Source organism: Ancylobacter gelatini (assembly GCF_022601675.1).
Taxonomy (GTDB): Bacteria; Pseudomonadota; Alphaproteobacteria; order Rhizobiales; family Xanthobacteraceae; genus Ancylobacter; species Ancylobacter gelatini.
The window spans coordinates 236,789-262,820 of sequence record NZ_JAKVIL010000003.1 but is presented as its reverse complement, the minus strand read 5'-3'; the positions used below and the strand labels follow the sequence as shown (position 1 = coordinate 262,820).

Genomic DNA, 26,032 nt, shown 5'->3' with positions numbered 1-26,032 from the left:
CTGCTACCTTGTCACGACCCGGTTGCTGGAACGGAACAGGCGCTCGCCGTCGCGGCTGAGCTCGATCACGAGGTCCCACTGGCCGGGCGGCACCGCTGCCGCGGCCCGCCACCGGCCCGCGCCGATACGCTCGGGATCAACCGCCTGATCCAACCGCCGGTCGGTCGGGTGATGCAGCCGGACCGCGATGTCGAGGCTGGTCAGCGGCTGGCCGTCCGCATCGCGCGCGCTCACGTCGAGTTCGCCGGCTGCGAGATGGGCCGCGACCTGCCAGTGTCGTGCCTCTTGTGCCTGCGCTGCCGCGCTTTCGCGGGTGAATTCCAGGCCAGCCTTATAGGAACTCTCGGTCTCGACCCCGCCAAAGCTGGTGACGGCCGCACGGACGAGGAAAAAATTCGCCCCGAACACGATGCCGAAGAAGCCCAGGAAGCAGGCCAGCACGGTGCGGCCGGTGATCGGTTTTCCGGTGGAGGTATGGTCAGAGCTCATCGCCATGGCGCGCGTTTCCTGCCTCAGGGACCCTTGAAATGATCGGGAGCGGAGGCGGTCCGCCCGCTCTCGATATCGACGGCGTGGAAGGTGATCTGGAGCGAGGCGCTTTGCGGCAGCCGGGCATGGGTCGAGACCAGCACGCGCGCCTCATAGGTCTGGTCGGGCCCGACCGCCACGACCGGACGGCCCTGCGTATCCGGCACGCCGCCGACCACCTCGACCACCGCGTCCGGCACGCCTTCCACCGCGATCTGGAACTGGCGCGAGGTCAACTCCTTGTTGACGAGGCGCAGCGTGTAGGCGTTGCGGATCGAACCGTCGGAAAGCTGGACGAAGAGCGGGTTGCGGTCGTGAATGACCGAGAGGCCCTCATAGCCGCGCGTCGCCAGCGTGGTGAGCATGATGCCGCCGACCACGACGATCAGCGCGGCATAGAGCACGGTGCGGGCGCGCAGCAGGCGCGTCACCGTCGGCCGGCCCTGCTCGCGGGCCTGCACGTTCATATCGGTATCATAGGCGATGAGCCCGGCCGGCCGGTTGATCTTGTTCATCACCGCGTCGCAGGCGTCGATGCACAGGCCGCACTGGATGCAGCCGAGTTGCAGGCCGTCGCGGATATCGACACCGGTCGGGCACGCCGCCACGCACTGGTTGCAGTCCACGCAATCGCCGCCGGGCAGACCCTGAAGCTTCAACGCCTGCGTCTTCTTGAACGAGCCGCGCGGCTCGCCACGGTCATAGCGATAGGTGACGTTCAGCGCGTATTCGTCGGTCAATGCGGCCTGGATGCGCGGCCAGGGGCACATATAGGTGCACACCTGCTCGCGCATGTGGCCGGCGAGAACATAGGTCGTGAAGGTGAGGATGCCGATCCAGACATAGGCGACGGCAGGCCCCTCGCCCTTGAGGAGTTGCATCACCAGCGTGGGGGCGTCGGCGAAGTAGAGCACCCAGGCGCCGCCGGTCCACCAAGCCACCATCAGCCAGAGCGTGTGCTTCGAGGCGGCCTCGAAGGCCCGCTGTGCACGGGAGGCGTGCTTGAGCTTCTCGCGGCGCTCGCGCGGGTCGCCCTCCACCATGCGCTCGATCGCCTGGAACAGGTCGGTCCACACCGTCTGCGGGCACAGATAGCCGCACCAGATGCGCCCGGCGACGGCGTTCATCAGGAACAGCACCAGCGCGGCGAGGATGAGAAGGCCGGTCAGGTAGTAGAATTCCTGCGGCCAGATTTCGATGAAGAAGAAATAGAAGCGGCCATTGGCGAGGTCGACCAGCACCGCCTGCGAGGGCGCGTTCGGCCCGCGATCCCAGCGCACGAAGGGCAGCAGGTAGTAGATGCCGAGCGTGATCGCCAGCAGCGCCCACTTGATCTTGCGGAAGCGGCCATGGACGGCGATCGGGTAAATCTTGCGCCGCGCCTCATAGAGCGGGCCGTCGTCCGTGCCCACCTCGTCCGCCTGCGCGTCCCTCGTCGCCATGTTCATCGATACTCTCCCGGCGCGGGGCATCGGCGCTCCACCGAATGCCCGCACTGCTTTCTAGCGCCGGTGGTGTGCGCGGTTGATCCGGGCCATGCCGGGCGGGAAAATGCGTATGCGGCACCCCGTCCCGGAGACATGATGTCACCGGCACGGGACGCCGCCTCGACTGCCCATCGCCGTGGGGCCCCGGCGAGAGCTGCGTCGGTGGCTACTGGCCGCCACCGAGCGTGTGCACGTAGACGGTCAGTGCCTTGATGGTGCTGTCGTCGAGCCGCCCTTGCCAGGCCGGCATGATCGCGCCACGCCCATTGGCCACCGCCTGGATGATGGTCGGCTTGTCGGGCGAATAGAGCCAGATGCCGTCCGTCAGGTTCGGGGCGCCGAGTTCCTGGTTGCCCTTGCCGTCCGGCCCATGGCAGGCGGCGCAGTTGGCGGCGAAGATTTCCTTGCCCTCCTCCAGCTGCGCATCCGCCACCTGTTCGAGGCCAGCGATGGAGCGCACATAATCCGCCACTGCGACGATCTGCGGATGGGTCAGGATGCCGTCGCGCCCGAAGGCCGGCATGTCGCCCATGTGGCCGGCGGCGTCGGTGGAGCGCGCGCCGTGCAGAATGGTCTGCTGGATCTGCTCCAGCGAGCCGCCCCACAACCAGTCATCGTCATTCAGGTTCGGGTAGCCCTTGGCACCACCGCCACCCGCGCCGTGGCAGGGGGCGCAATTGTCGCCGAAGGCGGCCCGGCCCTGCGCGCGGGCGAAGGCGAGCAGCTGGGGATTTTGCTCGATCTCCTCCAGCGATGCAGCGTCGAGCTTGCCAGCGAATTCGGCGCGCTGGGCGCGCAGGTCCGCCATGCTTGCCTGAATCGCCTCGCGCGAGTTCCAGCCCAACACGCCGGAGGTGTAGGACGACACCAGCGGCCAGGCCGGATAGACCACCCAGTAGCCCACCGCCCACACGATGCAGGCATAGAAGGTCCACAGCCACCAGCGCGGCAGGGGATGGTTCAGTTCCTTGATGCCATCCCATTCGTGCCCGGTCGTCGTGACGCCGGTAACGGCATCGACCTCGGGCTTGTGCGTCTCGGACGCATGAATTTCGGCCATGGTCTCAATCCTCGCTCAGAGGCAGGCGGGCAGCGTGCTCGAACTCGCGCTTGCGGCTGGGAGCCAGCGCATAGACGAGCACGCACAGGAAGATGCCGACGAAGTAGATCAGACCCCAGGTCTGGGCGAATTCGGCGACGGCGCGGTAGGTCTCGTTCATCGTCGCCTCCTCAGCGCACGTTGGCCTTGTCTTCGTAGAGCTTGAAATCGACCATGGTGCCGAGCGCCTGTAGGTAGGCGATCAGGGCATCGGCCTCGGTCAGCGCGCGCGGATTGCCGTCGAAGTCGCGGACCTGCGCGCCGGGGTAGCGCTTCTGGAACGCGTCGACGCCGTCGGCATCGGGGTTCGCCTGGGCCCGCAGGTCGGCGAGCGCATTCTCGACCATCTCGTCGGTGTAGGGGACGCCGACGATCGCGTTGGTCCGCATGTCGGCGGCCACTTCCGACGTGGCGAGTGACGTCTGCGCAAGATAGGGGTAGCCGGGCATGATCGAGCCGGACACCACCGAGCGCGGATCGGCCAGATGCTGGCGCTGCCATTCGTCGGAATACTTGCCGCCGACCCGGGCAAGGTCCGGCCCGGTGCGCTTGGAACCCCACTGGAACGGGTGGTCGTACATGCTTTCGGCCGCCAGCGAGTAGTGGCCGTAGCGCTCCACCTCGTCGCGCAGCGGGCGGATCATCTGCGAGTGGCAGTTATAGCAGCCCTCGCGGACGTAGATGTTGCGCCCCGCCAGTTCCAGCGGCGCCCAGGGGCGCACGCCGGAAACCTTCTCGATGGTACTCTTCAGGTAGAACAACGGCACGATCTCGACGAGACCGCCGATCGAGATGACGATCAGGATGCCGATCACCAGCCAGATCGAGTTCTTCTCGAAGAAGGCATGCTTGGCCCAGAGCGACTTCTTGGTTGCGGCTACTTCAGCCATGGTTTTCGTCCTCACTCGGCCGGAACGGGGGCGGGCGTGGCGCGCAGGCCCGCCTCGACGGCTTCAGGCCCGCGGATGGTCATCCACACGTTGAAGGCCATCAGCAGGGCGCCAATCAGGAACAGCACGCCGCCCACCGCGCGGATGATGTAGAAGGGGTGCATCGCCTCGACGGTTTCGATGAACGAGTATTCGAGGAAGCCGAGCGAGGTGTAGGCGCGCCACATCAAGCCCTGCAGGATGCCCGCCACCCACATCGACGAGATGTAGAAGACGATGCCGATCGTCGAAATCCAGAAGTGCCAGTTGACGAGGCGCAGCGAATACAGCTCACGCTTCTGCCAGAGCCACGGCACCAGACAGTAGATGGCACCGAAGGAGATGTAGGCGACCCAGCCCAGCGCGCCGGAATGCACATGGCCGATGGTCCAGTCGGTGTAGTGGCTCAGCGAGTTGACCTCCTTCACCGACATGAGCGGACCTTCGAAGGTCGACATGCCGTAGAACGCCACCGAGACCACCATCATGCGCAGCACCGGGTCGGTGCGCAGCTTGTCCCAGGCGCCGGAGAGCGTCATCAGGCCGTTGATCATGCCGCCCCAAGAGGGCATCCACAGCATGATCGAGAAGGTCATGCCCAGGGTCTGCGCCCAATCCGGCAGCGCCGTGTAGTGCAGGTGATGCGGGCCGGCCCAGATGTAGAGGAAGATCAGCGCCCAGAAGTGGATGATCGACAGGCGGTAGGAATAGACCGGCCGATCGGCACGCTTCGGGATGAAGTAGTACATGATGGCGAGGAAGCCGGCGGTCAGGAAGAAGCCCACCGCGTTGTGGCCGTACCACCACTGCACCATCGCGTCCTGAACGCCCGCCCACACGATGTAGGACTTGGGCGAGAACACCGAGACCGGCACCGTGGCATTATTGCCGAGGTGCAGCACGGCGATGGTCACGATGAAGGCGAGGTAGAACCAGTTCGCCACATAGATGTGCGGTTCCTTGCGCTTCCACAGCGTGGCGAGGAACACCAGCAGGTAGACCACCCACACCACGGTCAGCCACAGGTCGGCATACCATTCCGGCTCGGCGTATTCCTTGCCCTGGGTGATGCCCAGCAGATAGCCCGTGCCGGCGATGACGATGAAGAAATTATAGCCCAGCACCACGAACCACGGCGCGAGGTAACCCGCGAGGCGGGCGCGCGAGGTGCGCTGCACCACGTAGAACGAGGTCGCGATCAGCACATTGCCGCCGAAGGCGAAGATGACCGCCGAGGTGTGCAGCGGGCGCAGGCGGCCGAAGCTGGTCCAGGGCAGGTCGAAGTTCAGGAAGGGGAAGGCGAGCTGGAACGCGATGAGCACGCCGACCGTGAAACCGGCAAGGCCCCAGAACACGGCCGCGACGGTCGCGAATTTCACCGGGCCGAAATTGTAGTTCGGCTTGCCGGCGATCTCCTGCTCCGGCAGGGCGGCAGGGCGGTCGACATAGCGGTTCAGCACCACGAAAACGACCGCGATGCTCGCCAGCGCCGACAGATAGGCGTGGAAGGCATAGGCAGCGCTATCGGTCTTCGCCGCGATGGTGATGCAGGCGAGAGCCATGATCGCGAAGACGGCGGCGAGGCCGCCCTCGCCGAAGGTCATGCTCTTCTGCACGCTCTTTACGGCGGCGTAGCTATCCGGTTCCGACATTCGATCCTCCACCCGCCCCGGTTCCGCTGGAAATCTGGAACGGCTCCATAGTCTGGTCGGACCTTTGTCACGCGGGCGTGAGGGGGCCTTGATCCACGTCAAGGCTAAGGGTCTTCCCGGATCGCCCCGGGAGGGATTGGAACGGAATGTCGCGGTGGTCGCCCGGTCGCAGGCGTTACCGCGCCTTCTCGGCGCACAGGCGCTTGCCTCATGGGACGGCGGCGCTTAGACCGGATTCGGGCGCGGCGAGGCCCGGCGGGGAGACGGCATGATCCGGTTCGTAGTGCGTTTCTTGGGCATGTGGCTGCTGGCGGGCGGCTTCGTCGCACTGGTGCTGGATGGCGTGCGCTCCATCGCCTCCTCGCAGCTGGTGCTGGCCCCGTTCGGCCTCACCTGGGAGGCAACCAGTCCGGGAACGCTCGCCTCGTTCCAGTCGCTGGTGGAAACCAACCTGTCCGAGCAGGCGTGGGAGAAGGTCATGGTTCCCGCGCTCGCCGCCCCGCTCTTCGCCGTGCTGGGCACGCTCGGTATCATTCTGCTGCTGCTCGGGCGCCGCAGGAGTCGTTGACCGCTCAAAAGATCTGTTCCGGCCGCAGCGCCTGACTATTTTTGGTCGCATCGCTGCGCCCGCTTCCGGCAGCCTCGCATCCGGCGGTAACGTGCGGGCACCGCAACCTGACTGTGGCGACGCCGTGACTTGCTCTCGTTTCGTGAATCTGCCGGGCGCTCTGCTCGCGCTGCTGCTGGCGCTGTCTGGCGCCGCGCAGGCGCAGCCGACACCCCAGCTCCCCGCGCTCCTGCGCGATGCGCGCTACTGCGAGATCGTGCCGGTCCACGTCACGCGGGAGGGCCTGCGGGCCTCCGTCTACAACACGCTCGGCTTCGACGACTGCCCGGCAGGCAAATGGGAGGCGATCACCCGGCTCGATCTGCTCCGGCAGTTCGAGACCCTTGCCGTGGTGATGAACGGACCGCGCCACTTCCTGATGGACGGCATCATCGCCTCGGGCGCCACCAAGACCGGCGAGGTGATCACGGTCGGCGGCATCACTTTCGCCAAACGCGCCGAAATCGGGCTGTCGCTGCATCAGGCCATGGGGCCGGCCTATACCGAGCAGACCATCGAGCGCGACACCACCTATCGCTTCGATGCCGGCAAGCCGGTGTTTCAGCTTACCGGGCCGGACGGCGCGGTCTATGTGATGCAGTCCTATGCGCAGATCTTGGAGCCGGCACTCACCTATGCCGACCTGCCCGGCCTCGGCGCCAAGCTCACGCTGCCGGCCGGCTGGAGCTACGCGACGCGCGTGCCGGAGCAGGACCTCATGCTGACCGCCGCCGGCACCGCGACGGTGATTCAGGACAATCTGAAGAACACCTATCAGAAGATGATACCGCGCTGAAGGCACCCGGCCGCCGCGCGCGTGGTTGCGATGCAGCAAACCACTTGCCGACGCCGCAGCGGCATGTCACCCCTCTGGCATCCGCGAGAAGGAATCCGGTGCCACGCATGGAAAAGCTCATCGAGCGCTTCATCTTCATCAGCCGCTGGATCATGGCGCCGTTCTATATCGGCCTCGTCATCGCGCTGGCCGTACTGCTGTTCAAATTCGCCAATGAGCTGTTCCACTTCGTCACCCATGCCACCCAGTTCGACGAGAGCGAGACCATTCTCGGCATTCTCGCGCTGATCGACCTGACCTTCACCGGCAGCCTTGTGGTCATCGTCATCTTCTCGGGCTACGAGAACTTCGTCTCCAAGATCGACGCCGAGGGTCATTCCGACTGGCCGGAATGGATGACCAAGGTCGATTTCGCCGGGTTGAAGCAGAAGCTGCTGGCCTCGATCGTCGCCATCTCCGCGATCGCGCTGCTGAAGGCGTTCATGGACCTCGACCGCGGCGTCGACGAGAAGGAACTGATGTGGCTGGTGATCATCCACGTCGTGTTCGTGCTTTCCGGCGTGGTGCTGGCCTGGACCGACCGGCTGTCCGACAAGGCACACTGAGCCCCGGCCGCAGCGGCCAAGGGGTCAAACCGGATAATCGGACAGACGCTGTTTATATCCTTCAATTCCGATATTCGTGTGTTATATCCAGATTGATCACCCCCGGCCCCCGGCCGGCAAGACGGACCTGCCCCATGGCCGACGGCCTGAGCGACGAAAACGACGCACGACACCCGGTGGACGGCTCCACCGCGCGCATGGCGCCGCTCGCGCGCCTGCCGGTGTTCTTCGCGCTGAAGGGCCGGCGCGTGATGCTGGCCGGCGGGTCGGACGCCGCCGCCTGGAAAGCCGAGCTGCTCTGTGCCGCCGGAGCGCAGGTCGAGCTGTTCGCGCCTGAACCGGTGGCCGATCTCCTGTCGCTGGCGCAGAACCCGCCGGACGGCACGCTGACCCTGCACTCCCGCGACTGGACGCCCGCCGACCTTGCCGGTGCGGCGCTGGCCATCGGCGCCATTGAGGATGACGCGGAGGGCGCACGCTTCGCGCAGGCCGCACGGGCGGCCGGCGTGCCGGTCAATGTGGTCGACAAACCGGCCTTCTGCGATTTCGCCTTCGGCGCCATCGTCAACCGCTCGCCGCTGGTGATCGGCATCTCCACCGACGGAGCCGCGCCGGTGTTCGGGCAGGCGGTGCGCGCCAAGATCGAGGCGGTGATCCCGCAGGGCTTTCGCCATTGGGCGCAGGCCGCGCGCAGTTGGCGCGCCAGCGTCGCGGCGCTGGAGCTGGGCTATCAGGGCCGCCGCCGGTTCTGGGAACGCTTCACCCGCCGCGCGCTGGAGACACCCGAGGCCGCGCCGGACGAAGCGCTGCGCGAGACGCTGCTTGAGCGCGCGGAAGCCGAGCGCGACACTGAAGGGCGCGGCTCGGTCGCGCTGGTGGGCGCCGGGCCGGGCGACCCGGAGCTGCTGACGCTGAAGGCGGTTCGCGTGCTGCAATCCGCCGATGTCGTGCTCTATGACGATCTGGTCTCCCCGGCCGTGCTGGACGTGGCGCGGCGCGAGGCCAAGAAACTGCTGGTCGGCAAGACCGGCTACCGCCCCTCCTGCAAGCAGGACGACATCAACGCGCTGATGGTCTCGCTGGCCAAGCAGGGCAAGCGCGTGGTGCGGCTCAAGGGCGGCGACCCGATGGTGTTTGGCCGCGCCGGCGAGGAGATCGCCGCCGCGCGGGCCGCCAACCTGCCCATCGAGGTGGTGCCGGGCATCACCGCCGCACAGGGCGCGGCGAGCCGGCTCGGAGTCTCGCTCACCCATCGCGACCATGCCCGCCGGCTGCAGTTCATCACCGCCCATGCCCGCGACGGCAAACTGCCGCGCGATCTCGACTGGCAGGCACTCGCCGACCCGGCCGCCACCACGGTGGTCTACATGCCGCAGCGTACCTGGGAAGAACTGGCAAAAAAGGCGATGGCCGCCGGTCTCGATCCGCATGCACCGGCCCTCGCCATCTTCTCCGCCACCCGCCCCGAAGAATTCCGGGTCACCGCCACCGTCTCGACGCTCAAGGATAAGCTGGATGCGGCGGTCGCGGATAAGTTGGCGGCCGGCGTGTCGCTGGGGCCGTGCCTGATCCTGTTCGGGCACGCCATCGGGGAGGCCGAGGCGTTCGCAAGCACGAGGCTCGACGCCCCCGGGACCGCGCTGGGCCGCTGAGGCTGGTCAGCAGGCGGGCGTTGGTGACGTCTACCCGATCTTCGCCGCCAGCTTCTCGTAAAGCGGGTTTTCCGCCGCGAACACATAATCGAGCGGGCCGACCGAGACGGTCGCCGCGCCCTTGTCGCGCAGGAACACGGCGAGCCCGTGCAGCGTGTCCGGCGGGCAGTGCAGCGTGACCATTCCCGAGGAGGTCGGCGCGCCGAACGGGGCGACCGCGCGGAATCGCTCCACCGCCTCGCGCACCACCGCGGTGTCGCAGGCGGAGAACCGGGTCTTCACCTCGCGCATGGTCGCCGCCTTGCGCGCGGAGGTCACGCGGTCGAACAGCGCGCGGGCGGCCGCACGGGCCGGCGCGTTCCAGTTGGCGCCCAGCGAGGCGACCAGATTGGCTTCCGAGCGCAGCATCACCCCGTCGTCGATCACCTTCAGCGCATTGGCCGCCAACGTCGAGCCGGTGGTGGTGATGTCGACGATCAGCTCCGCCGTCCCCGCCGCCGGTGTGCCCTCGGTGGCGCCGAGGCTCTCGACGATGCGGTAATCGACAATGCCGTGGCGGGCGAAGAAGGCGCGGGTGAGGTTGAGATATTTGGTCGCCACGCGCACGCGGCGGCCGCGCGTCGCATGGAAATGGGTCGCGACGTCGTCGAGGTCGCGCATGGTGCGCACGTCGATCCAGGCCTGAGGCACGGCGACCACGACATTGGCGAAGCCGAAGCCCAGCCCTTCCACCAGCAGCACCTTGGAATCGGCGTCGGGAATGGTCTCGCGCACCAGATCCTCGCCGGTGACGCCCAGATGCACCGCGCCGGAGGCGAGCTGGCTGGCGATCTCGGAGGCCGAGAGATAGGCGACTTCGACCCCCTCCACGCCCGATAGCGTGCCGCGATAATCGCGCGCACCGCGTGACTGGGTGAGGCTCATGCCGGCGCGGGCGAAAAAGGCGACGGCGTTTTCCTGAAGGCGCCCCTTGGACGGAACGGCGACGATGAGCGCGCTCATGAGCGAACCTCCAGCGCATCGAGCCGGCCGAGCCAGACCGCGAAGCCCACCGCCGGGATCGGCGCGGGCGCACCGAGCCGGGCCAGCAGCCCGTCATAGCGCCCGCCGGCCACCAGCGGATGGACGCCGCCATTGGCGTGCAGCTCGAACACCATGCCGGAATAATAATCCAGCGGCCGACCGAAAGCGGCGGCGAAGCGCAGCTTCTCGATCTCGACACCCTGCGCGGCGATGAAATTGGTGCGGGTCTCGAACATGTCGAGCGCACCCGCCAGGTCGAGCCCGGCGTCCCGCGCCAGAGCGCGCAAGCCGGCGAGCGCGGCGTCGGGATTGCCTTCCACCGCCAGATAACGCTCCAGAACCGCGACCTTTTCGGCGGGCAGCCCGTCGGCATCGCCGGAGGCGGCCTGTTCCAGGAAGCGGCCGGCGATCTCCTCGACATTGCGCCCGCCCACGGTCGAGATGCCGGCGATCGACAAGAGGTCGGTCACCAGCGCATGGGCGGCGGCCGGGTCGGAGCCCGCCAGCGCCGACAGCACGCCGGCATGGGCCGAGACGCCGCCGCCTTCCGGGCGCTGGCGCAGCGCCGCGAGGTCGGCGCCCAGGCTGCCGGAGCGGGCGAAATCCTTGATGAGGCGCCGGCGCCAGCCGGGCGGCAGGTCGAGCGCGTCGAGCAGGCTGGCGAACAGGCCGGCATCGCCGAGCCGGATCACCGGATCGTTCACGCCCCACAGCGCCGCCGTCTCCAGCCCCAGCGCCAGCAATTCGGCATCCGCCGCCTCGCGGTCGAGACGGCCGAAGGATTCGACGCCGGCCTGCAGCAACTCCCCGCCCGGCACATCCGAGCGGAACACCGGGCCGAGATAGGCGAAATCGCGCGGCTGGGCGGCACCGTCGGCGATGTATTCCCGGCACACTGGCAAGGTGAGATCGGGCCGCAGGCACAGTTCGCGGCCGTCCTCGTCGGTGGTGACGAACATGGTGCGCCGCATGTCCTCGCCCGACAGGTCGAGAAAGGCGTCGGCCGGCTGCAGCACGGGCGGCTCGACGCGCTCGAATCCGGCGCGCGCGAACAGCGCGAGCAGTTCCCCGACATGGGTGGTGGCGGTCGGCACGGGCGTCGTCATGGTCGCTCAACGGTTTCGGCGGTTTGCCGAGCAGGGTTGCGCGCTTCTAGCAAAGGGGATGCGTCGGGTCCATGACGCCGCGTCGATATGGTTTCCCGCGAGCGTGGACAGCGCAGAGGCGGACAGCGGAAAGCGCCCCGCGCCGCGAACCGGCCGGGGAGATGGGCAGGCGGCGCCGCGAAGGGCGCGCGGGGTGCCGGAGCCGAGGCCCCGACGGTCGCCTGCACCGTGATGAAAGGAATGGTGCAAGCCTTCAGTCAACCAATCGACGCGCCGTCTCCGGCACCCCGCACGCGGTGTTTTTTGGCTTGCTCCCTGCGGCCCCCGGAGGACTGACCGTTGCTATCCTCCGCTGCGGGAGCCGGCCGGACGGCGAACCGTTCGAACCGCCTCCCAAGTGACCGGCGGCAGAGCCAGTCGGGAACGCAAGGCTTGGGCCGCCGCGCGCGGGGAGCGTTATGCCCCGGCACACGGCCACCGCCCCCGCCCCGCGTCAGCCGGCCGCTCCGGTTGCGCCCCTTCACGGGACAGGGTGAGAGGATGTTACGGCAGGGTGGAGGGGGTGCGGATAAGTTTCGTGGGTGCGAGGGAGCCCCGCTCCCCTTCTGCCCCCGATCCCCGATAGCCGCGTTGCGGCTTCCGGGATGATGGACAGGATGATCGACGCCGGAAGGCCGACAGGCCTAGCCTTGCTTCCCCGCCCGCTCGTTCAGATGCTTCAGCGCCGCCGTGATGAGGGTGATGAAGAAGAACGACGCCAGGAACATGATCAGCGCGAACAGGAACGCGCTGTCATTGACGTCCTGATAGCTCGCCTTGAGCCAGTTGGCGGTGGTGAGACCGCCAATGGTGCCAAGGCCGCCGGCGATCGCGCCGGTCGTGCTGGGGCCGAGCGGAAACAGCTTCATGCGCCGCCCTCCCCGCCGCCCTCAGCCGCGCGCCGCGCCGTAGGGCACGCCGTGATGGCCGAGCACCTCTTTCACCTTCTCGACCAGCTCGGCTTCGCTGCACTCGAACTGCGCCGGGCGGCTTTCGCGCCATTCGGCGTTGTCGGTGATGGCGGCGGCAGCCTTCGCGCCCTCGATCAGGTCCTTGATCTGCACGGTGCCGGCCGCGCGCTCGTCCGAGCCCTGGATCACCACGCAGGGCGAGTTGCGGCGGTCGGCATATTTGAACTGGTTGCCGAGATTCTTCGGGTTGCCGAGATACATCTCGGCCCGGATGCCGGCCTCGCGCAGCGTCTTGACGAGGCCCATGTAATGGCCGGTCTGGTCGCGGTCCATCACCACCACCACCACCGGGCCGTACTCGGTCGCCGCCTTCAGCTTGCCGAGCGCGGAAAGCGCGGCAGCCAAGCGCGAGACGCCGATGGAAAAACCCGTAGCCGGCACAGCTTCGCCCCGGAAGCGGCCGACCAGCCCATCATAGCGCCCGCCGCCGCCGACCGAGCCGAAGCGCACCGGGCGGCCCTTTTCGTCCTTGACCTCGAAGGTCAGCTCGGCCTCGAAGACCGGGCCGGTGTAATATTCGAGGCCGCGGACGACGGAGGGATCAATGCGGATACGGTCACGACTATAGCCAGCAGCTTCTGCCAGATCGGCGATCTCCGCCAGCTCTTCGATGCCTTCGGCAGATGTCGCGTAATTGCCGAACATGGCCCGAAGGTGATTCACGACACCCTTATTACTCTCCACGAACTGGCCGGAACCGTAATTATTAACTTCATGACCATTTGCGCGAGCGCCAGCGGCAAGGCCAGTAATATCCTCCAGAGGTGTGACGTCGCCGGACTGAAGAGTGACGAAGCTGATGACAGTATCAATTTCATACTCATCCAGCCCCGCACCCTTGGTGAAGTCGCCGCTCTTGGCGGCCGGGTTCTCCCAGCGGCCCTCGCCGAGCAGATCGCGCACGCCCTCGATGCCGACCTTGTCGAACTTGTCGATGGCGCGCAGCACGGTGAGGCGGCGGCCGGCATTGTCATCCCCGCCGAGGCCGATGGCCTCCAGCACGCCGTCCAGCACCTTGCGGTTATTGACCTTGATGACGTAATCGCCGCGCGCGATGCCGAGTGCTTCCAGCGTGTCAGCGGCCATCATGCAGATCTCGGCATCGGCGGCGACGGTGGGCGCGCCCACCGTGTCGGCGTCGAACTGCATGAACTGGCGGAAGCGGCCGGGGCCGGGCTTCTCGTTGCGGAACACCCAGCCCTGCCGGTAGGAGCGGAACGGCTTGGCGATGTCCTGAAAATTCTCCGCGACATGGCGGGCGAGCGGCGCGGTGAGGTCGTAGCGCAGGCTCAGCCACTGGTCGTCATCGTCCTGGAACGAGAACACGCCCTCGTTCGGGCGGTCCTGATCCGGCAGGAACTTGCCCAGCGCGTCGGTATATTCGATGAACGGGGTCTCCAGCGCCTCGAAGCCGTAAAGCTCATAGACGCGGCGGATGGTGTCGAGCATGGCCCGCGTGCCGGCGAGTTCTGCGGGGCCGCGATCAGCGAGGCCGCGCGGCAGGCGCGCCTTGAGCTTCGTGGGTTTGTCCTTGGCCATGGTGGCGCCGTTCCTCAAAAGTCCCGTTGCGCGCGGGTTTAGAGGATGGGGGGCGGGCTCGCAATGGTGTGGCGCCCGCGCGCGGCCGAAGCCCGGCGCGGGCCGGCCTCGTTTTATGGGCGCAGCCCCGCCGCCAGGCGGGCCAAAATCCCCAGGGTCGAAGCCCCGCCGCCAGGCGGGCCGGAAATCCCTAGGGTCGAAGCCCCGCCGCGAGGCGGGCCCAAAATCCCTAGGGTCGAAGCCCCGCCGCGAGGCGGGCTTCGATGGCGTCGAGCACCGGGAGCAGGTCCGCCACGGTGTCGATGACGAAATGCGCGCCCGCGCGGGACAGACGATCATTCGCCCGCGCGCGGACCATGGCGCGGTCGGCGGGGGAGAGCGAGTCGAGTTCGGCCTTGGACAGGCCGGCCGCGTTGCCCGAAAGCGCGAGGCCCACGGTCCAGGTGCCGGCGGCGAGGCCCTCGGCAATGCCGGGCTCGGTGTCGTCGAGCTTCACGCAGGCGGACGGCGGCCACACGCCGATATCGGCGAAGGTGCGGTACATCATGAGCGGGCTTGGCCGGCCGGCGGCAAGGTCGCCGGCGCACACCACATTGTCCGGCGCATAGCCGGCCTCGGCGGCGAGCGGCATCAGCTTTTCCATGATCGGCCGGGTGTAGCCGGTGGTGGAGCCGATCTTCATCCCCTTGCCGCGGGCGAAGGCCACCACGTCCAGCAGGCCGGGGATGAGGTCGGCGTGGCGCGGGATCACCTCGACATTCAGCGGCTCGAAGATCGCCAGCACGCGGTCGACATCGGCCTCGTCCGGCAGCCGGCCATGGACCGCCTCCCAGCGCTGGCCGATGATGTGGGTGTAGAGCAGGGCGGCGACATGGTCGCGCTTGGGCAGGCCCATCGGCCCGCGCGCCTCGTCGATCGAGATCGTCACGCCCACGCGGGAGAACGCCTCGACGAAAGCGCCCATCGGCGCGCGCGAGCCGAAATCCACCGCCGTACCGGCCCAGTCGAGAATCAGCGCCTTGAGTGCCATGAACGTCCCTTTCCGCCTGTCAGTCGAAAAGCTGCGCCATCGCTTCTTCCGCGATGGCAAAGCCCGTGGAGGCGCCGGTGCCGCTGGTGACCACCACCAGCCGGACGCCCTCGGCCGGCGTGTCGATGAAGGCGAGCCGGTCGGGCGCGGAGGCATAGGTGCCGATCCAGCGCTCCAGCACCCGCTCGGGCGCATGATCGAACACCCGGGCATATTCGTCGAGGATGAGGTCGTCGACGAATTCCGGGGCGAAGGGGTCGGGCGTCGCATCGTAATGATGGCTGTCGCCGACCACCAGCGAACCATCGGCCGACTGCACGACGATGAGATGAACGCCGTGGGCGAGGTGCTCGGCCTGCTCCTCCTTGAGCCGCGCGATCAGCGGGGCGGCCTCGGGCAGTTCGGCATAGCCGAGATAGCGGCCGAGCGAGAGGTCGGTCATGATCGAGCCGGGCAGCGTGCCGATGGCGGGATCGCTGACGCGCATCATGTGCAGCTTGCAGCGCGTGAGGCCGTAAGCTTTGAAGCGGTCCTCGAACAGGGTGTGGAAGTCGTCGCCCGGCGCCACCACGATGCGCTCGGCGGCGATCTCGCCGGCGGAGGTGTGGACGCGGCCGGGCTCGACGCCGATCACCGCGCGCTCGCGGCGGAACGCGATGCCCTCGCCGGCCAGCCATTGGGCGAGCTTCGGGATGGCGAAGCGGGATTCGACGCGCAGATCATGGGGGCTCCACATCGCCCCGACCAGTTCGCCCTGAAGCGCGGGGTAGCGCTCACGGGCGGCCAGCGGCCCAAGCAGCTCGCAGCCCAGCCCCATCTCCGTGCGCTCGAAGGCCTCGAGCACCGCCAGCGCCTCGGGCCGGCGCGCGGTAACCACGAGCCCGCGATGCACCACCTCGATGCCGGCGAGCGGCGCGATCTCTGCCCAGATATCGCGCGAGCGCATCGCCCGGTGCCAGCATTCGCCGCGCTGCTGGCCGGTGACGGTGACGAAGCCGAAATTGCGCACCGAGGCGCCGTTGGCCCGCACGTCACGGTCGATCACCACGGTCTTCAGCCCGCGCTTGAGCGCGCTGATGGCATGGCCCAGTCCGACGACACCGGCACCGACAATGGCGAGATCGTATTTTTCCGACATGGCAGGTTCCGCCGTGCAGCAGGGGGTGTCCGCTCATAGCGCGTTCGGGCTGGAGGCGCCATGCGTCGCGGCGCCATCGGCCGAAAGGTGGAGCCGGCAGCCGCCTTCAATTCGCGGCGGCGGCCTTGAAGCCCCGAAGGCCGGCGCCGGCCAGATCCTCCCGCACCCGCTGGGCGAGCGCCGGATCGGGGAAGAAGCGCGAGACCATGACATCGGGCTGGGAGGCCCATTCCGGTGCGATCTCGGTCAGCTTCTGCACATCCGCGCGGGCGGCGGCCATCTCGCCGGCGCTGGCGCTCGCCAAGGCGCGGGCCAGCAGGCCGGGCGCATAGCCGTCACCCATCAGATGATCGGCGGCGGCCGCGGCCGCGGGAATGTCGCCGCGCGCATAGGCGGCGATGACGCGGTGAAAATCCACCCAGGGCGGCATGCCGAGCGCCGAGAGCGAGGCGCTGGACAACAGCGCCTCGCCGCGTTCGGGCTGGCCGAGCGCCACCAGCCGGCCGCCGACATCGGCCAGCACGTCGACATCATAGGGATTGAGCGCCAGGGCCGCCTCGCCCGCGGCGATCGCCGAGCCGCGCGCGCCCCGGAAGAAATGCACATCCATGAGCACGCGGCGGACATAGGCGCTGGTCGGCGCCAGTTCCACCGCCTGCTCGGCCGCCGCCAGCGCGCGGTTGAGCGAGGGCGGGCCGGGACGCGGATTGACCCCGTTGCGCAGCTCGTCGAGATAAAGCTCGGCCAGCAGCGCATAGCCGAGAGCGAAGGTGCCGTCATTCTGCACGGCCTTTTCCAGACAGGCGCGCGCACGCTCGTGATCGGGCGCCGCATAGCTGCGCCAATAGCCATAGGCCTCCAGCACGCAGCCATAGGGGCCGGCAGTGGCGGTGCCGCCCGCCGCGACCACACGGGAGCGCGCGCGGGCCTGGATCACGCCATAGGGCTCGGCGATGGCCGCCATGATCTCGCGCACCAGCGCGACCTCGGCCGCCGACGAATCGCTGCCGGGCCTCAACCCGTCGAACTCGCGGGACCAGACGATGGTGCCGTCGCACAGGTCGGTCAGCCGCAGCAGCACGGAAATCGCGCCGTCCTCGTGATGTTCCACCAGCCCGCCCAGCGCGAAGGCGGAATGGGGGGCGTTTGCGGTGGAAGCGCAGCCCAGCGAGGGGCGGGCATCGGGGCTGGACAGCACGTCCAGCAGGTCGAAGCGCGCCAGCGCGTCGCGCACGCGCACTTCGATGGCGCGGGCCGGGAAGTCGGCGGAGGGGGACGCGCCGCCGCTCGCATCGGCCTGCGTCACGCCCGGCTGGCTGGCGCCGGTCTCGTCGAAGGACCGGACCTCGATCATCGGAATGCCGAGGCGGTTGAAGCGCTCGATCGGCCGGAACGCCACGTCGGACATCGCCGAGCGCCAGCCGCCGGGATAGAGAACGCCGAACAGCGCAACGACTGAAGCCACCACCAGCAGGAGCAGCAGCAGCCCCGCCCATCCCCGCGCCAGCCCGCGGCGCACCGGGACGGCCACCACGGCGGGAACGGGGGCAACCTCGCCCGGCTCCAGCAGATCGGCCGGCTCGGCGCCGGGCACCGGCAGCCGCTCGCCAGCCTCCGTGCCCTCGCGCGTGCCCGCACGGCGCGGCACGAATTGCGGCACATAGCTGCCGCGCGGCACCACGATCTCGATCTCGTCCTGCGCGCCGGCGCCGGCATAATAGCGCTCCAGCGCCCGGCGCAGCCGCGTGGCCTCGACGCGGACGATGGGGTCGGCCTGCGGATCGAAGGAGGCATCGCGCCCGAGCGCCTCGACCGCGATGGTGTAGCCCTTGATGGCGTCGCGCCGGCCCTCCAGCGTCGCCTCGACCACAAAACGCAGAATATTCGACAATTGCGGCGAGGAGCTCAGCTCCTCCGACATCAGCACGCGCGCCAGCGCCGCGCGCGCCGCCTCGGGAGGCAGGGCGGCCAGCCCCGCATCCACCGGCGGCGGCTCCAGCTCCGAGGCATCGATTGTCGTGCTTTCAGGCACTTGGACGGTCCCACGCGGCCGGCACGCGCGAGCAGGGCGCGCAGGCCGGGAAAAACATGACGTTAGGTGACTGTAGCACGGCTTTGGGCGAGTTCATGGCCGCGTTACCGCCGCGCGGTCAAGCGGGCGTGAAGCCTCAGAAAAGAAAGTGATCACATCATCATATTTTCTCGTGAGCGCGCCGGTGCTCACGCATTATACATGATCAAAAGCGCGGCCCCACGACCTGTTTCCGGCGGCCGGACCAACGATCGGAGCCTGTGCCATGTCTGTTTCCTATGATGTCGATGCCGTGAGCGTCGCCACCCCCAACGATCTCGACGCCTTCTGGATGGGCTTCACCGCCAACCGCGCCTTCAAGGCGCGCCCGCGCATGGTGTCGCGCTCCAAGGACATGCACTATTTCACGCCGGAAGGCCGCGCGATCCTCGACGGCTCCGCCGGCCTGTGGTGCGCCAATGCCGGCCACAACCGCCAGCCGATCGTCGAGGCGATCAAGAAGCAGGCGGAGGAGATGGACTTCGCGCCGACCTTCCAGTTCGGCCATCCGCTGGCGTTCAAGGTCGCCTCGCGCATCGCCGAGCTGGCGCCGGGCGATCTCGACCATGTGTTCTTCTGCAATTCCGGCTCGGAGGCCGGCGACACCGCGCTCAAGATCGCGCTCGCCTACCATGCCGTGACCGGCAAGGGCACGCGCACGAGGCTGATCGGCCGCGAGCGCGGCTATCATGGCGTCGGCTTCGGCGGCATCACCGTCGGCGGCATCTCCCCCAATCGCCGCTTCTTCGGCAGCCTGCTGGCCGGCGCCGACCACCTGCCGCACACCTATGACCGCGAGAAGCAGGCCTTCTCCAAGGGCGAGCCGGAATGGGGCGCCGAGCGCGCCGACGCGCTGGAGGGCATCGTCGCCCTGCACGACGCTCAGACCATCGCCGCCGTCATCGTCGAGCCGATGGCCGGCTCCACCGGCGGCCTGCCCGCGCCCAAGGGCTACCTCAAGCGCCTGCGCGAGATCTGCGACAAATACGGCATCCTGCTGATCTTCGACGAAGTGATCACCGGCTTCGGCCGCCTCGGCTTCCCCTTCGCCGCCGAGCGCTATGGCGTGGTGCCGGACATGATCACCTTCGCCAAGGGCGTGACCTCCGGCTCGGTGCCGATGGGCGGCGTGATCGTGCGCAAGGGCATCTACGACGCCTTCATGAACGGCCCGGAACACATGATCGAGCTGTTCCACGGCTACACCTATTCCGGCCATCCGCTCGCCTGCGCCGCCTCGCTGGCGACGCTCGACCTCTATCGCGACGAGGCGCTGTTCGAGCGCGCCCGCGCCATCGAGCCGATCTGGGCCGATGCGGTGATGAGCCTGAAGGGCAAGCCGGGCGTGCTGGACATCCGGCAGGTCGGCCTGGTCGGCGCCTTCGACCTCGCCCCGCTGCCCGACGCCCCCGGCAAGCGCGGCTACACCGCGATGGTGAACGCCTTCCACGACCACGACCTGATGCTGCGCGGCACCGGCGACACGCTGGCGGTGAGCCCGCCGCTGATCATCAACGAGGCCCAGATCGGCGAACTGGTGGAGAAGATCGGGAAGACGATCGATTCGGTGATGTGAGACGCGGGAGGGCGCCGGCACGCGCCGGACGCCCTCCCCTCGACGTCAGTTCGTCGGGCCGGGCACCGGCGCCGGCGGGGCGATGTCGCCCAGCGGGTTGAGCAGGTCCTCGCGGCCCTCGAAGGCGAAAAGCAGCAGGTCGGCGATTCCGAACACCTTGCCCGCCTCGACCAGGCTCGGCTGCCAGCCGACCATGCGCAGATTGGACACCGTGCTGGCCTCGGCCGCCCGGTGGAACACCTCGGCGACGATGCGCCCGCCGACCCCGGTGAGCTTGCCGCCGTTCAGCTCCGCTTCGCGCAGGACATAGAACCACAGCGGCGTCGCCGCGAGCAGTTCGTCCTTCTCCGCCGATGGCAGCCCGGTCAGATCCGCCCCTTCGCTGCCGACAAGAAGGGCGTCGGCGGAGAGCGGCGGCAGGCCGAAGAATGCCGCCATCTGCTGACCGCTCGCGAGTTCGACCATGTTGGCGCGCGCCAGGTTGCGGAAGGCGAGGTTGAGTTCGATCGGATCGGCGATCGGCTCGTGGCCGAAAGACCCCGGAGGCAGCGTGGCGAGGGGATCGACCAGCGAGGTGTCGATGCGCCGCGTGACGTTGAACTGCGCCGCGTCGAGCGCGAGATCCGGCCGCCCGGCCGCCGCGAAGTCGAACAGGCGCCGGAAGTCGGCGATCCAACTGGTCGGCAGGCGCTCGAAGCTGCCGCTCTCGGGATCGCCCGGCGTGGAATCGGCCGAAAGCGTGCCGCTGGTGCCGGAAAACAGGAACAGCAGCCCGAGCGTGGCGGGAATTCCCGCGCTGTTGAAGATGCGGTTCCACTGGTAGCCGCCGCGGATCATGCTGTGGCCCGTGCGATAGGCAGCGACCGAGAACTCGATCGGCATCGTCGGGAAATCGCCGGGAAGCGGATTGGGCTCGAAGAAGCGCCGGCCGTTCTGCGCCACGTCGTCGAGGATCGCCTGATCGACGATGAGCGGAAGGAATTCGTGCTGCACGATCCACTGGTAGTGGCGCACGACGACCTCCCGCGCCCGCTCGAACAGCACGGCGCTGGGCGTGCCCTCGCCGGCGAGGCGGTCGACGACACGGTTGTGAAACCGCAGCATGGCGAGATGAAACTGTGCGACGATCAGGTTCTCGTCATTGCGCGGATCGGCGATCGCTGCCTTGCGCCGCGCGGATTTCGACGAGCCGAACCCGCTGCGCGGCAGGTCAAAGCCTTCACGATCGACATTGGTGCCCGCGAAGTTGGCGTCGGCGGCCGTCCTGCCCATCCTGAAGCGGATGCCGTCGACATAGAAGGCGCGGCTGTCCGGGTCGTTCGGGCCGCCGCCATACAGGCAGTCCAGATCGAGCGCCGGTGAGCGCCCCTGAACCAGATCGGCGACCAATACGTTGTCACCCAGCTTGGCGGCCGTGCGATCGAAGGTGAGATCATGATCGATGAACTGGCCGAGATAGGTGAAGCCCGCCGGTATGGTCGGGCGCGCATTCTGCTGCGGCCCTGCGACCATGGCCCGGGCCAGCGCCGCCAGTAAAGCCGGCGAGCCAAGCCCGCCCTTCGGTCCCAGCCGCGAGAACCGGAACTTGCGCATCTCCGCTTCGGTCGATGCGGGAAGGGTCACCGGCTGGTGGTGCGTGTCGTGAGTGGCGATACCTTCGCCGACGATGAAGAAATTATCCCTGCTGTGCCGCTTCATCGAATGCCCCTGTTAGCGGCGGGATGCCGCAACGTTAGGATGCAATTTTAAGTTGAAACAATCTATAGATGTAACTGTTCAAATCTCGTGTCACGACCGAATTCCCTTACGAGCCGAAGCGCTCTAAATCCTGCAGGCATGGCCCTCCCTCCCCTCCCCATCGACGACGCCCTGCCCGCGCTCACCGCCGCCTTGCGGCAGGGGTCGCGCGCGGTGCTTGTCGCCCCGCCGGGGGCGGGCAAGACAACGCGGGTGCCGCTGGCCCTGCTGGATGAGCCATGGGTTCAGGGGGGCAAGATCCTCGTGCTGGAGCCGCGCCGCATCGCCGCGCGCGCGGCCGCCGAGCGCATGGCGACCACGCTCGGCGAGACGGCGGGGCAACGCGTGGGCTACCGCGCGCGCTTCGGCTCCAGAATCGGCCGCGCCACGCGGATCGAGGTGATCACCGAGGGCATCTTCACCCGCATGATCGTCGACGATCCCGAACTGTCCGGCGTCGCCGCCGTGCTGTTCGACGAGTTCCACGAGCGCAGCCTCGACGCCGATCTCGGCCTCGCCCTCGCACTGGAAGCGCAGTCGGCGCTGCGCGAGGATCTGCGCGTGCTGGTGATGTCGGCGACGCTGGACGGCGCGCGGGTGGCACGGCTTCTGGACGATGGACAGCAAGGTCCGGCGCCGGTGATCGAGAGCGAGGGCCGGGCCTTTCCGGTCGAGACCCGCCATGCGGGGCGCGACCCGCGCACGCCGATCGACCGGCAGATGGCGGACCTCATCGCCCGCGCTCTGCGCGCGGACGCCGGGTCCGTGCTGGCGTTTCTTCCCGGCACGGCAGAGATCCGCCGCACCGAGCGGGCGCTGCGTGAGCTGCTTTCCGACCCCGCCATCGACATCGCTCCGCTCTATGGCGCGCTCTCCCCGGCCGAGCAGGACCGCGCGATCTCGCCCGCGCCCAAGGGCCGGCGCAAGGTGGTGCTGGCCACCTCGATCGCCGAGACCAGCCTCACCATCGAGGATGTGCGGATCGTGGTCGACAGCGGGCTGGCACGGGTGCCGCGCTTCGAGCCGGGCGTGGGGCTGACGCGGCTGGAGACGGTGCGCGTCTCGCGGGCGGCGGCCGACCAGCGGCGCGGGCGCGCCGGCCGCACCGCGCCGGGCATTTGCTGGCGGCTGTGGAACGAGGCGGAGACGATGAGCCTGCCGGCCTATGCCACGCCGGAAATTCTTTCCGCCGACCTGTCACGCCTCGTGCTCGACCTCGCGATCTGGGGCGTGAGCGACCCCGCTGGCCTCGCCTTCCTCGATCCCCCGCCAGAGGCGGCGGTGAAGGAGGCGCGGGCGCTGCTGCGCCTGCTCGGCGCCTTCGACGCGCAGGGCCAGGTGAGCGCGCTCGGCCGCGCCATGGCCCGGCTGCCGCTGGAGCCGCGCCTTGCGCGCATGGTGATCGAGGGCGCGCGGCGCGGGGCGGGCGAGGACGCCGCGCTGATCGCCGCGCTGGTGTCCGAGCGCGGGCTGGGCGGCGACGGGCTCGACCTCGCCCACCGGCTCGACGGGCTGGCGCGCGACCGCTTGCGCCGGGCGGAAGAGGCGCGCCGGCTGGCGGGGCGCTGGGCGGAAGAGGCCGCGCGGGCGGCGCGCGGTGCCGGGGCGGCGCCCGCGCTGTCCGGTTCGCCCGCAGGCCTGCTGGCGCTCGCCTTTCCGGACCGGCTGGCGCGCGGGCGCGGTGACGGGCGGCGTTTCGTGCTGGCCAATGGGCGCGGCGCGGCGATCGACCCCGCCTCCCCGCTCGCCCGCGCGCGCTTTCTCGCGGTGGCGGAACTGACCGGCACGGCGGAGGAAGCGCGCATCGTGCTCGCCGCCGAATTGAGCGAGGCCGATATCGAGGCCGAATTCGGCGACCGGATCACCGAGGGCACGGAGACGAGCTTCGACCCCGCCGCCGGGGCGCTCCGCGCGCGCCATGTCCGCCGGCTCGGCGCGCTGGTGCTGGCCGAGCGCACCGCCCGTGTCGAAGCCGGGCCGCAGGCGGCGGCGGCGCTGGCCCGCGCGGCGGCGGCGCAGGGCATCGCCCGGCTGGGCTTCTCCGACGCGCAGCGGCAATGGCTGGATCGCGGGCGCTTCCTCCATGCCAGGGCGCCCGGCATCTGGCCGGACCTGTCCGACGACCGGCTTGCGGAAAGCGCCGAAGACTGGCTGGCGCCGGAGCTAACGGGGCTGACCGCGCTCGGCCAGATCGACGCGCAAGTGCTGGGCCGCGCGCTCGCCGGCCTGCTGCCCTGGGAATTGTCGCGCCGGCTGGAGGAAGAGGCGCCGACCCATTTCGAGGTGCCGACCGGCTCGCGCCTGCCGATCGACTATGCCGCCGAGGGCGGGCCGCTGCTCGCCGTGCGGGTGCAGGAACTGTTCGGGCTGGGCACCCACCCCGCCATCGCGCAGGGCCGCGTGCCGCTGACGCTGGCGCTGCTCTCCCCCGCGCACCGGCCGATCCAGATGACGCGCGACCTGCCGGCCTTCTGGTCCGGCTCCTGGCGCGATGTGCGGGCCGAGATGCGCGGGCGCTACCCGCGCCATCCCTGGCCGGAAGACCCGGCCAACGCCGAGCCAACCCGCCGGGCCAAGCCCCGGGGCACGTGAGGATCGGCCCGCGCGCCGGCCACCAGCGGCCCCGCATTCATGGTTAACGCCCGGCGAACAGCGCCGAAGCATTCGGCCGGAGCCGGCTGCAAAACATTAACCACGGACAAAGAGCTTTCCGCGCACGGCAGCGTTTTAACGCCCGATCAACGTCTCGGGCTCAGGGTGCTCGCATAATAAAACCTGTCTCAAGCAGGCGTTTTAACAGTCGAGCGCAAGCAGAGTATCGCGATGAGCAACTGGGTGGACAGGGACCTGTCTCAGCGTCGGCGTAGCGCCGCCGTCCGCCGTCCCCACGGCACCGGGCTGGAATACGGCCTGATCGCCGCCGCGCTCGCCGTGGCCATCGTCACCGTTGTCGCCGGCCTCAGCGCCCGCTACGGCCTCGCCGACAGCCGCGCGGGCACGTCCATCGAGCGCAACCTGCGCTGAACCGCGCTCAGCCGGCGAGCGGCGCGCGGCGGCGGGGGGAGACCGCCCGCGAGACCAGCAGCTTGTCGATGCGCCGCCCGTCCATATCCACCACCTCGAAGCGCCAGCCCTTGGCCTCGAAGCTGACCCCTTCCTGCGGCATCGCCTTCAGCTCGTAGAGCGCGTAGCCCGCCGCGGTATGGAAGCCGGCATCCTGCGGAATGCGGATGCCGAGCTGGTCGGCCAGTTCGTCGATCGGCGTCGCGCCGGCGATGAGGAAGCTGCCATCGGCGCGCTCCACCACATGCGGGCTGGAATGGCCGGCATCGTCGGTCACCACGGTTCCGGCAATGGCGTCGAGCAGGTCCGCCGGGGTCAGCACGCCCACAAGCGAGCCATATTCGTCGACCACCAGCGCCAGCGGCGTCTGGGTGTGGCGCAGCACCTTCATCGCGTCGAGGGCGCCGGCGGTCTCGACCAGCACGGCGGCCGGCTTGACGAATTCGCGCGGATCGGGCGTGCGGCCGTCCATATAGGCTTCCAGCAGGTCGCGGCTGTCGATGACACCGACACTCTCGTCCGGCGTGCCCTCGCAGGCCGGCATGCGGGTGTAGCGCGTCTCGCGAATGGTCTTGCGCACCGTGTCGGGATCGTCCGTCAGGTCGATCCATTCGACATCGGTACGCGGCGTCATCACCGCACGGACCGGACGATCGGCGAGGCGCATCACGCCCGCGATCATGCGCCGTTCCTCGGGGTCGATGATGCCGGCGGTCTCGGCCTCGGCGACGATGGCGCGGATTTCCTCGTCCGTGACGTTGTTCTCGCCGGCCTTGCCGTGCTCGCCCAGCAGGCGCAGCACGAGGCGCGACGAGATGTCGAGCGTCCACACCGCCGGGGCGGAGACCCGCGACAGCAGCAGCATCAGCGGGGCCACTAGGCTGGCGAGCTTTTCCGGGTTCTGCAGCGCGAGGCGCTTGGGGATCAGTTCGCCGATGATCAGCGACACATAGGTGATGGCCGCCACGACCAGCGTATAGCCCAGGCCATCGGCGAGCCGCCCGGCCATGCCCTGCTCCTTGAGCCAGGCGCTGAGCATGTCGCCCAGCGTGGCGCCGGAGAACGCGCCCGCCAGAATGCCGATCAGCGTGATGCCGATCTGCACGGTGGACAGGAAGCGGCCGGGGTCGGCGGCGAGTTGCAGCGCGATGCGCGCGCCCGCCGATCCGTTATCCGCCATGGAGCGCAGACGCGCCGGGCGCGAGGACACGACGGAAAGCTCGGCCATGGCGAGAACGCCGTTGATCAGCACGAGCAGAAGGACGACAGCGATTTCAAATAAGGGCATATGGTATGATGAGGCAGCCTCGTATCCTCTCTATGTAGCACGGATGCGCGGCTTCGCCACAATCGGTCGGCGCGGCGGACGCGCGCAGCGGTTTGA

The 26,032-nt window shown here is 68.7% G+C and carries 22 protein-coding genes; 7 read left to right on the top strand and 15 right to left on the bottom strand.

Annotated features, from left to right (window positions below):
* Window positions 1–3 precede the first annotated feature (3 nt).
* From MKI84_RS07375 to ccoN, 6 genes are all read right to left on the bottom strand, one after another.
* Window positions 4–495: a FixH family protein gene (locus MKI84_RS07375; protein ID WP_241618042.1), complete on the bottom strand. Its 492-nt coding sequence runs from the start codon at window positions 493–495 to the stop codon at window positions 4–6.
* A gap of 17 nt (window positions 496–512) precedes the next feature.
* The gene (ccoG, locus tag MKI84_RS07370) at window positions 513–1,976 is read right to left on the bottom strand and encodes a cytochrome c oxidase accessory protein CcoG (protein WP_241618040.1); all 1,464 of its coding nucleotides are present in this window, start codon (window positions 1,974–1,976) and stop codon (window positions 513–515) included.
* A 205-nt stretch (window positions 1,977–2,181) separates the two neighbouring features.
* A complete protein-coding gene (gene ccoP / locus MKI84_RS07365; protein WP_241618038.1) occupies window positions 2,182–3,075 on the bottom strand; it encodes a cytochrome-c oxidase, cbb3-type subunit III in 894 nt (297 codons plus the stop codon).
* Window positions 3,076–3,079: 4 nt separating this feature from the next.
* Window positions 3,080–3,235, bottom strand: coding sequence for a cbb3-type cytochrome c oxidase subunit 3 (locus MKI84_RS07360; RefSeq protein ID WP_241618036.1), 156 nt, complete (start codon window positions 3,233–3,235; stop codon window positions 3,080–3,082).
* 10 nt (window positions 3,236–3,245) lie between these two features.
* Window positions 3,246–4,004 (bottom strand): cytochrome-c oxidase, cbb3-type subunit II, encoded by a 759-nt coding sequence (gene ccoO / locus MKI84_RS07355; RefSeq protein ID WP_241618034.1) that lies wholly within the window; start codon window positions 4,002–4,004, stop codon window positions 3,246–3,248.
* Between the two features lie 11 nt (window positions 4,005–4,015).
* On the bottom strand, window positions 4,016–5,695 hold the full coding sequence (ccoN, locus tag MKI84_RS07350; protein WP_241618032.1) for a cytochrome-c oxidase, cbb3-type subunit I: 1,680 nt from the start codon (window positions 5,693–5,695) through the stop codon (window positions 4,016–4,018).
* A 268-nt stretch (window positions 5,696–5,963) separates the two neighbouring features.
* Here ccoN and MKI84_RS07345 point away from each other — a divergent pair, with 268 nt between their 5' ends.
* The 4 genes from MKI84_RS07345 to cysG all read left to right on the top strand — a co-directional run bounded on the left by MKI84_RS07345 (window position 5,964) and on the right by cysG (window position 9,355).
* Window positions 5,964–6,263, top strand: a complete 300-nt coding sequence (locus MKI84_RS07345) for a hypothetical protein (protein WP_241618030.1) — start codon at window positions 5,964–5,966, stop codon at window positions 6,261–6,263.
* Window positions 6,264–6,387: 124 nt separating this feature from the next.
* On the top strand, window positions 6,388–7,098 hold the full coding sequence (locus MKI84_RS07340) for a hypothetical protein (RefSeq protein WP_241618028.1): 711 nt from the start codon (window positions 6,388–6,390) through the stop codon (window positions 7,096–7,098).
* Window positions 7,099–7,205: 107 nt separating this feature from the next.
* Complete coding sequence (locus MKI84_RS07335; protein WP_241618026.1) at window positions 7,206–7,703, top strand: TIGR00645 family protein; 498 nt, start codon at window positions 7,206–7,208, stop codon at window positions 7,701–7,703.
* A 134-nt stretch (window positions 7,704–7,837) separates the two neighbouring features.
* Window positions 7,838–9,355, top strand: a complete 1,518-nt coding sequence (gene cysG / locus MKI84_RS07330; protein ID WP_241618024.1) for a siroheme synthase CysG — start codon at window positions 7,838–7,840, stop codon at window positions 9,353–9,355.
* 30 nt (window positions 9,356–9,385) lie between these two features.
* On the opposite strand, the gene hisG is transcribed toward cysG, so the two are convergent.
* The 7 genes from hisG to MKI84_RS07295 form a co-directional block, all read right to left on the bottom strand.
* The gene (gene hisG, locus MKI84_RS07325) at window positions 9,386–10,357 is read right to left on the bottom strand and encodes an ATP phosphoribosyltransferase (protein ID WP_241618022.1); all 972 of its coding nucleotides are present in this window, start codon (window positions 10,355–10,357) and stop codon (window positions 9,386–9,388) included.
* Window positions 10,354–11,484, bottom strand: a complete 1,131-nt coding sequence (locus MKI84_RS07320) for an ATP phosphoribosyltransferase regulatory subunit (protein ID WP_241618019.1) — start codon at window positions 11,482–11,484, stop codon at window positions 10,354–10,356. Before MKI84_RS07320 ends, hisG begins: the two co-directional genes overlap by 4 nt.
* Before the next feature lie 683 nt (window positions 11,485–12,167).
* The gene (locus tag MKI84_RS07315) at window positions 12,168–12,392 is read right to left on the bottom strand and encodes a hypothetical protein (protein WP_241618017.1); all 225 of its coding nucleotides are present in this window, start codon (window positions 12,390–12,392) and stop codon (window positions 12,168–12,170) included.
* 21 nt (window positions 12,393–12,413) lie between these two features.
* On the bottom strand, window positions 12,414–14,033 hold the full coding sequence (hisS, locus tag MKI84_RS07310; protein WP_241618015.1) for a histidine--tRNA ligase: 1,620 nt from the start codon (window positions 14,031–14,033) through the stop codon (window positions 12,414–12,416).
* A gap of 229 nt (window positions 14,034–14,262) precedes the next feature.
* Window positions 14,263–15,063, bottom strand: coding sequence for a phosphonoacetaldehyde hydrolase (phnX, locus tag MKI84_RS07305; protein ID WP_241618013.1), 801 nt, complete (start codon window positions 15,061–15,063; stop codon window positions 14,263–14,265).
* 19 nt (window positions 15,064–15,082) lie between these two features.
* Entirely contained in the window at window positions 15,083–16,201 is a 1,119-nt protein-coding gene (locus MKI84_RS07300; RefSeq protein WP_241618009.1) for a TIGR03364 family FAD-dependent oxidoreductase, read from the bottom strand.
* Window positions 16,202–16,307: 106 nt separating this feature from the next.
* Window positions 16,308–18,233 (bottom strand): tetratricopeptide repeat protein, encoded by a 1,926-nt coding sequence (locus MKI84_RS07295; RefSeq protein ID WP_241618006.1) that lies wholly within the window; start codon window positions 18,231–18,233, stop codon window positions 16,308–16,310.
* A 265-nt stretch (window positions 18,234–18,498) separates the two neighbouring features.
* On the opposite strand from MKI84_RS07295, the gene aptA reads away from it, so the two are divergent.
* A complete protein-coding gene (gene aptA, locus MKI84_RS07290) occupies window positions 18,499–19,848 on the top strand; it encodes an omega-aminotransferase AptA (protein ID WP_241618004.1) in 1,350 nt (449 codons plus the stop codon).
* A 45-nt stretch (window positions 19,849–19,893) separates the two neighbouring features.
* Here aptA and MKI84_RS07285 read toward each other — a convergent pair whose 3' ends face one another.
* Window positions 19,894–21,546: a peroxidase family protein gene (locus tag MKI84_RS07285; RefSeq protein WP_241618000.1), complete on the bottom strand. Its 1,653-nt coding sequence runs from the start codon at window positions 21,544–21,546 to the stop codon at window positions 19,894–19,896.
* A gap of 138 nt (window positions 21,547–21,684) precedes the next feature.
* Between MKI84_RS07285 and hrpB the strand changes: the two genes are divergently transcribed.
* A complete protein-coding gene (gene hrpB, locus MKI84_RS07280) occupies window positions 21,685–24,177 on the top strand; it encodes an ATP-dependent helicase HrpB (RefSeq protein ID WP_241617999.1) in 2,493 nt (830 codons plus the stop codon).
* Between the two features lie 231 nt (window positions 24,178–24,408).
* Window positions 24,409–24,609, top strand: coding sequence for a hypothetical protein (locus MKI84_RS07275; RefSeq protein ID WP_241617997.1), 201 nt, complete (start codon window positions 24,409–24,411; stop codon window positions 24,607–24,609).
* 7 nt (window positions 24,610–24,616) lie between these two features.
* On the opposite strand, the gene MKI84_RS07270 is transcribed toward MKI84_RS07275, so the two are convergent.
* Complete coding sequence (locus MKI84_RS07270; RefSeq protein WP_241617995.1) at window positions 24,617–25,936, bottom strand: hemolysin family protein; 1,320 nt, start codon at window positions 25,934–25,936, stop codon at window positions 24,617–24,619.
* Between the last annotated feature and the right edge of the window lie 96 nt (window positions 25,937–26,032).

Bases quoted from the DNA above. Each gene is read 5' to 3' on its own strand.
- MKI84_RS07375 (WP_241618042.1), bottom strand. From the start codon at position 495: ATGGCGATGAGCTCTGACCATACCTCCACCGGAAAACCGATCACCGGC.
- ccoG (WP_241618040.1), bottom strand. From the start codon at position 1,976: ATGAACATGGCGACGAGGGACGCGCAGGCGGACGAGGTGGGCACGGAC.
- ccoP (WP_241618038.1), bottom strand. From the start codon at position 3,075: ATGGCCGAAATTCATGCGTCCGAGACGCACAAGCCCGAGGTCGATGCC.
- MKI84_RS07360 (WP_241618036.1), bottom strand. From the start codon at position 3,235: ATGAACGAGACCTACCGCGCCGTCGCCGAATTCGCCCAGACCTGGGGT.
- ccoO (WP_241618034.1), bottom strand. From the start codon at position 4,004: ATGGCTGAAGTAGCCGCAACCAAGAAGTCGCTCTGGGCCAAGCATGCC.
- ccoN (WP_241618032.1), bottom strand. From the start codon at position 5,695: ATGTCGGAACCGGATAGCTACGCCGCCGTAAAGAGCGTGCAGAAGAGC.
- MKI84_RS07345 (WP_241618030.1), top strand. From the start codon at position 5,964: ATGATCCGGTTCGTAGTGCGTTTCTTGGGCATGTGGCTGCTGGCGGGC.
- MKI84_RS07335 (WP_241618026.1), top strand. From the start codon at position 7,206: ATGGAAAAGCTCATCGAGCGCTTCATCTTCATCAGCCGCTGGATCATG.
- cysG (WP_241618024.1), top strand. From the start codon at position 7,838: ATGGCCGACGGCCTGAGCGACGAAAACGACGCACGACACCCGGTGGAC.
- hisG (WP_241618022.1), bottom strand. From the start codon at position 10,357: ATGAGCGCGCTCATCGTCGCCGTTCCGTCCAAGGGGCGCCTTCAGGAA.
- MKI84_RS07320 (WP_241618019.1), bottom strand. From the start codon at position 11,484: ATGACGACGCCCGTGCCGACCGCCACCACCCATGTCGGGGAACTGCTC.
- MKI84_RS07315 (WP_241618017.1), bottom strand. From the start codon at position 12,392: ATGAAGCTGTTTCCGCTCGGCCCCAGCACGACCGGCGCGATCGCCGGC.
- hisS (WP_241618015.1), bottom strand. From the start codon at position 14,033: ATGGCCAAGGACAAACCCACGAAGCTCAAGGCGCGCCTGCCGCGCGGC.
- phnX (WP_241618013.1), bottom strand. From the start codon at position 15,063: ATGGCACTCAAGGCGCTGATTCTCGACTGGGCCGGTACGGCGGTGGAT.
- MKI84_RS07300 (WP_241618009.1), bottom strand. From the start codon at position 16,201: ATGTCGGAAAAATACGATCTCGCCATTGTCGGTGCCGGTGTCGTCGGA.
- aptA (WP_241618004.1), top strand. From the start codon at position 18,499: ATGTCTGTTTCCTATGATGTCGATGCCGTGAGCGTCGCCACCCCCAAC.
- MKI84_RS07285 (WP_241618000.1), bottom strand. From the start codon at position 21,546: ATGAAGCGGCACAGCAGGGATAATTTCTTCATCGTCGGCGAAGGTATC.
- hrpB (WP_241617999.1), top strand. From the start codon at position 21,685: ATGGCCCTCCCTCCCCTCCCCATCGACGACGCCCTGCCCGCGCTCACC.
- MKI84_RS07275 (WP_241617997.1), top strand. From the start codon at position 24,409: ATGAGCAACTGGGTGGACAGGGACCTGTCTCAGCGTCGGCGTAGCGCC.
- MKI84_RS07270 (WP_241617995.1), bottom strand. From the start codon at position 25,936: ATGCCCTTATTTGAAATCGCTGTCGTCCTTCTGCTCGTGCTGATCAAC.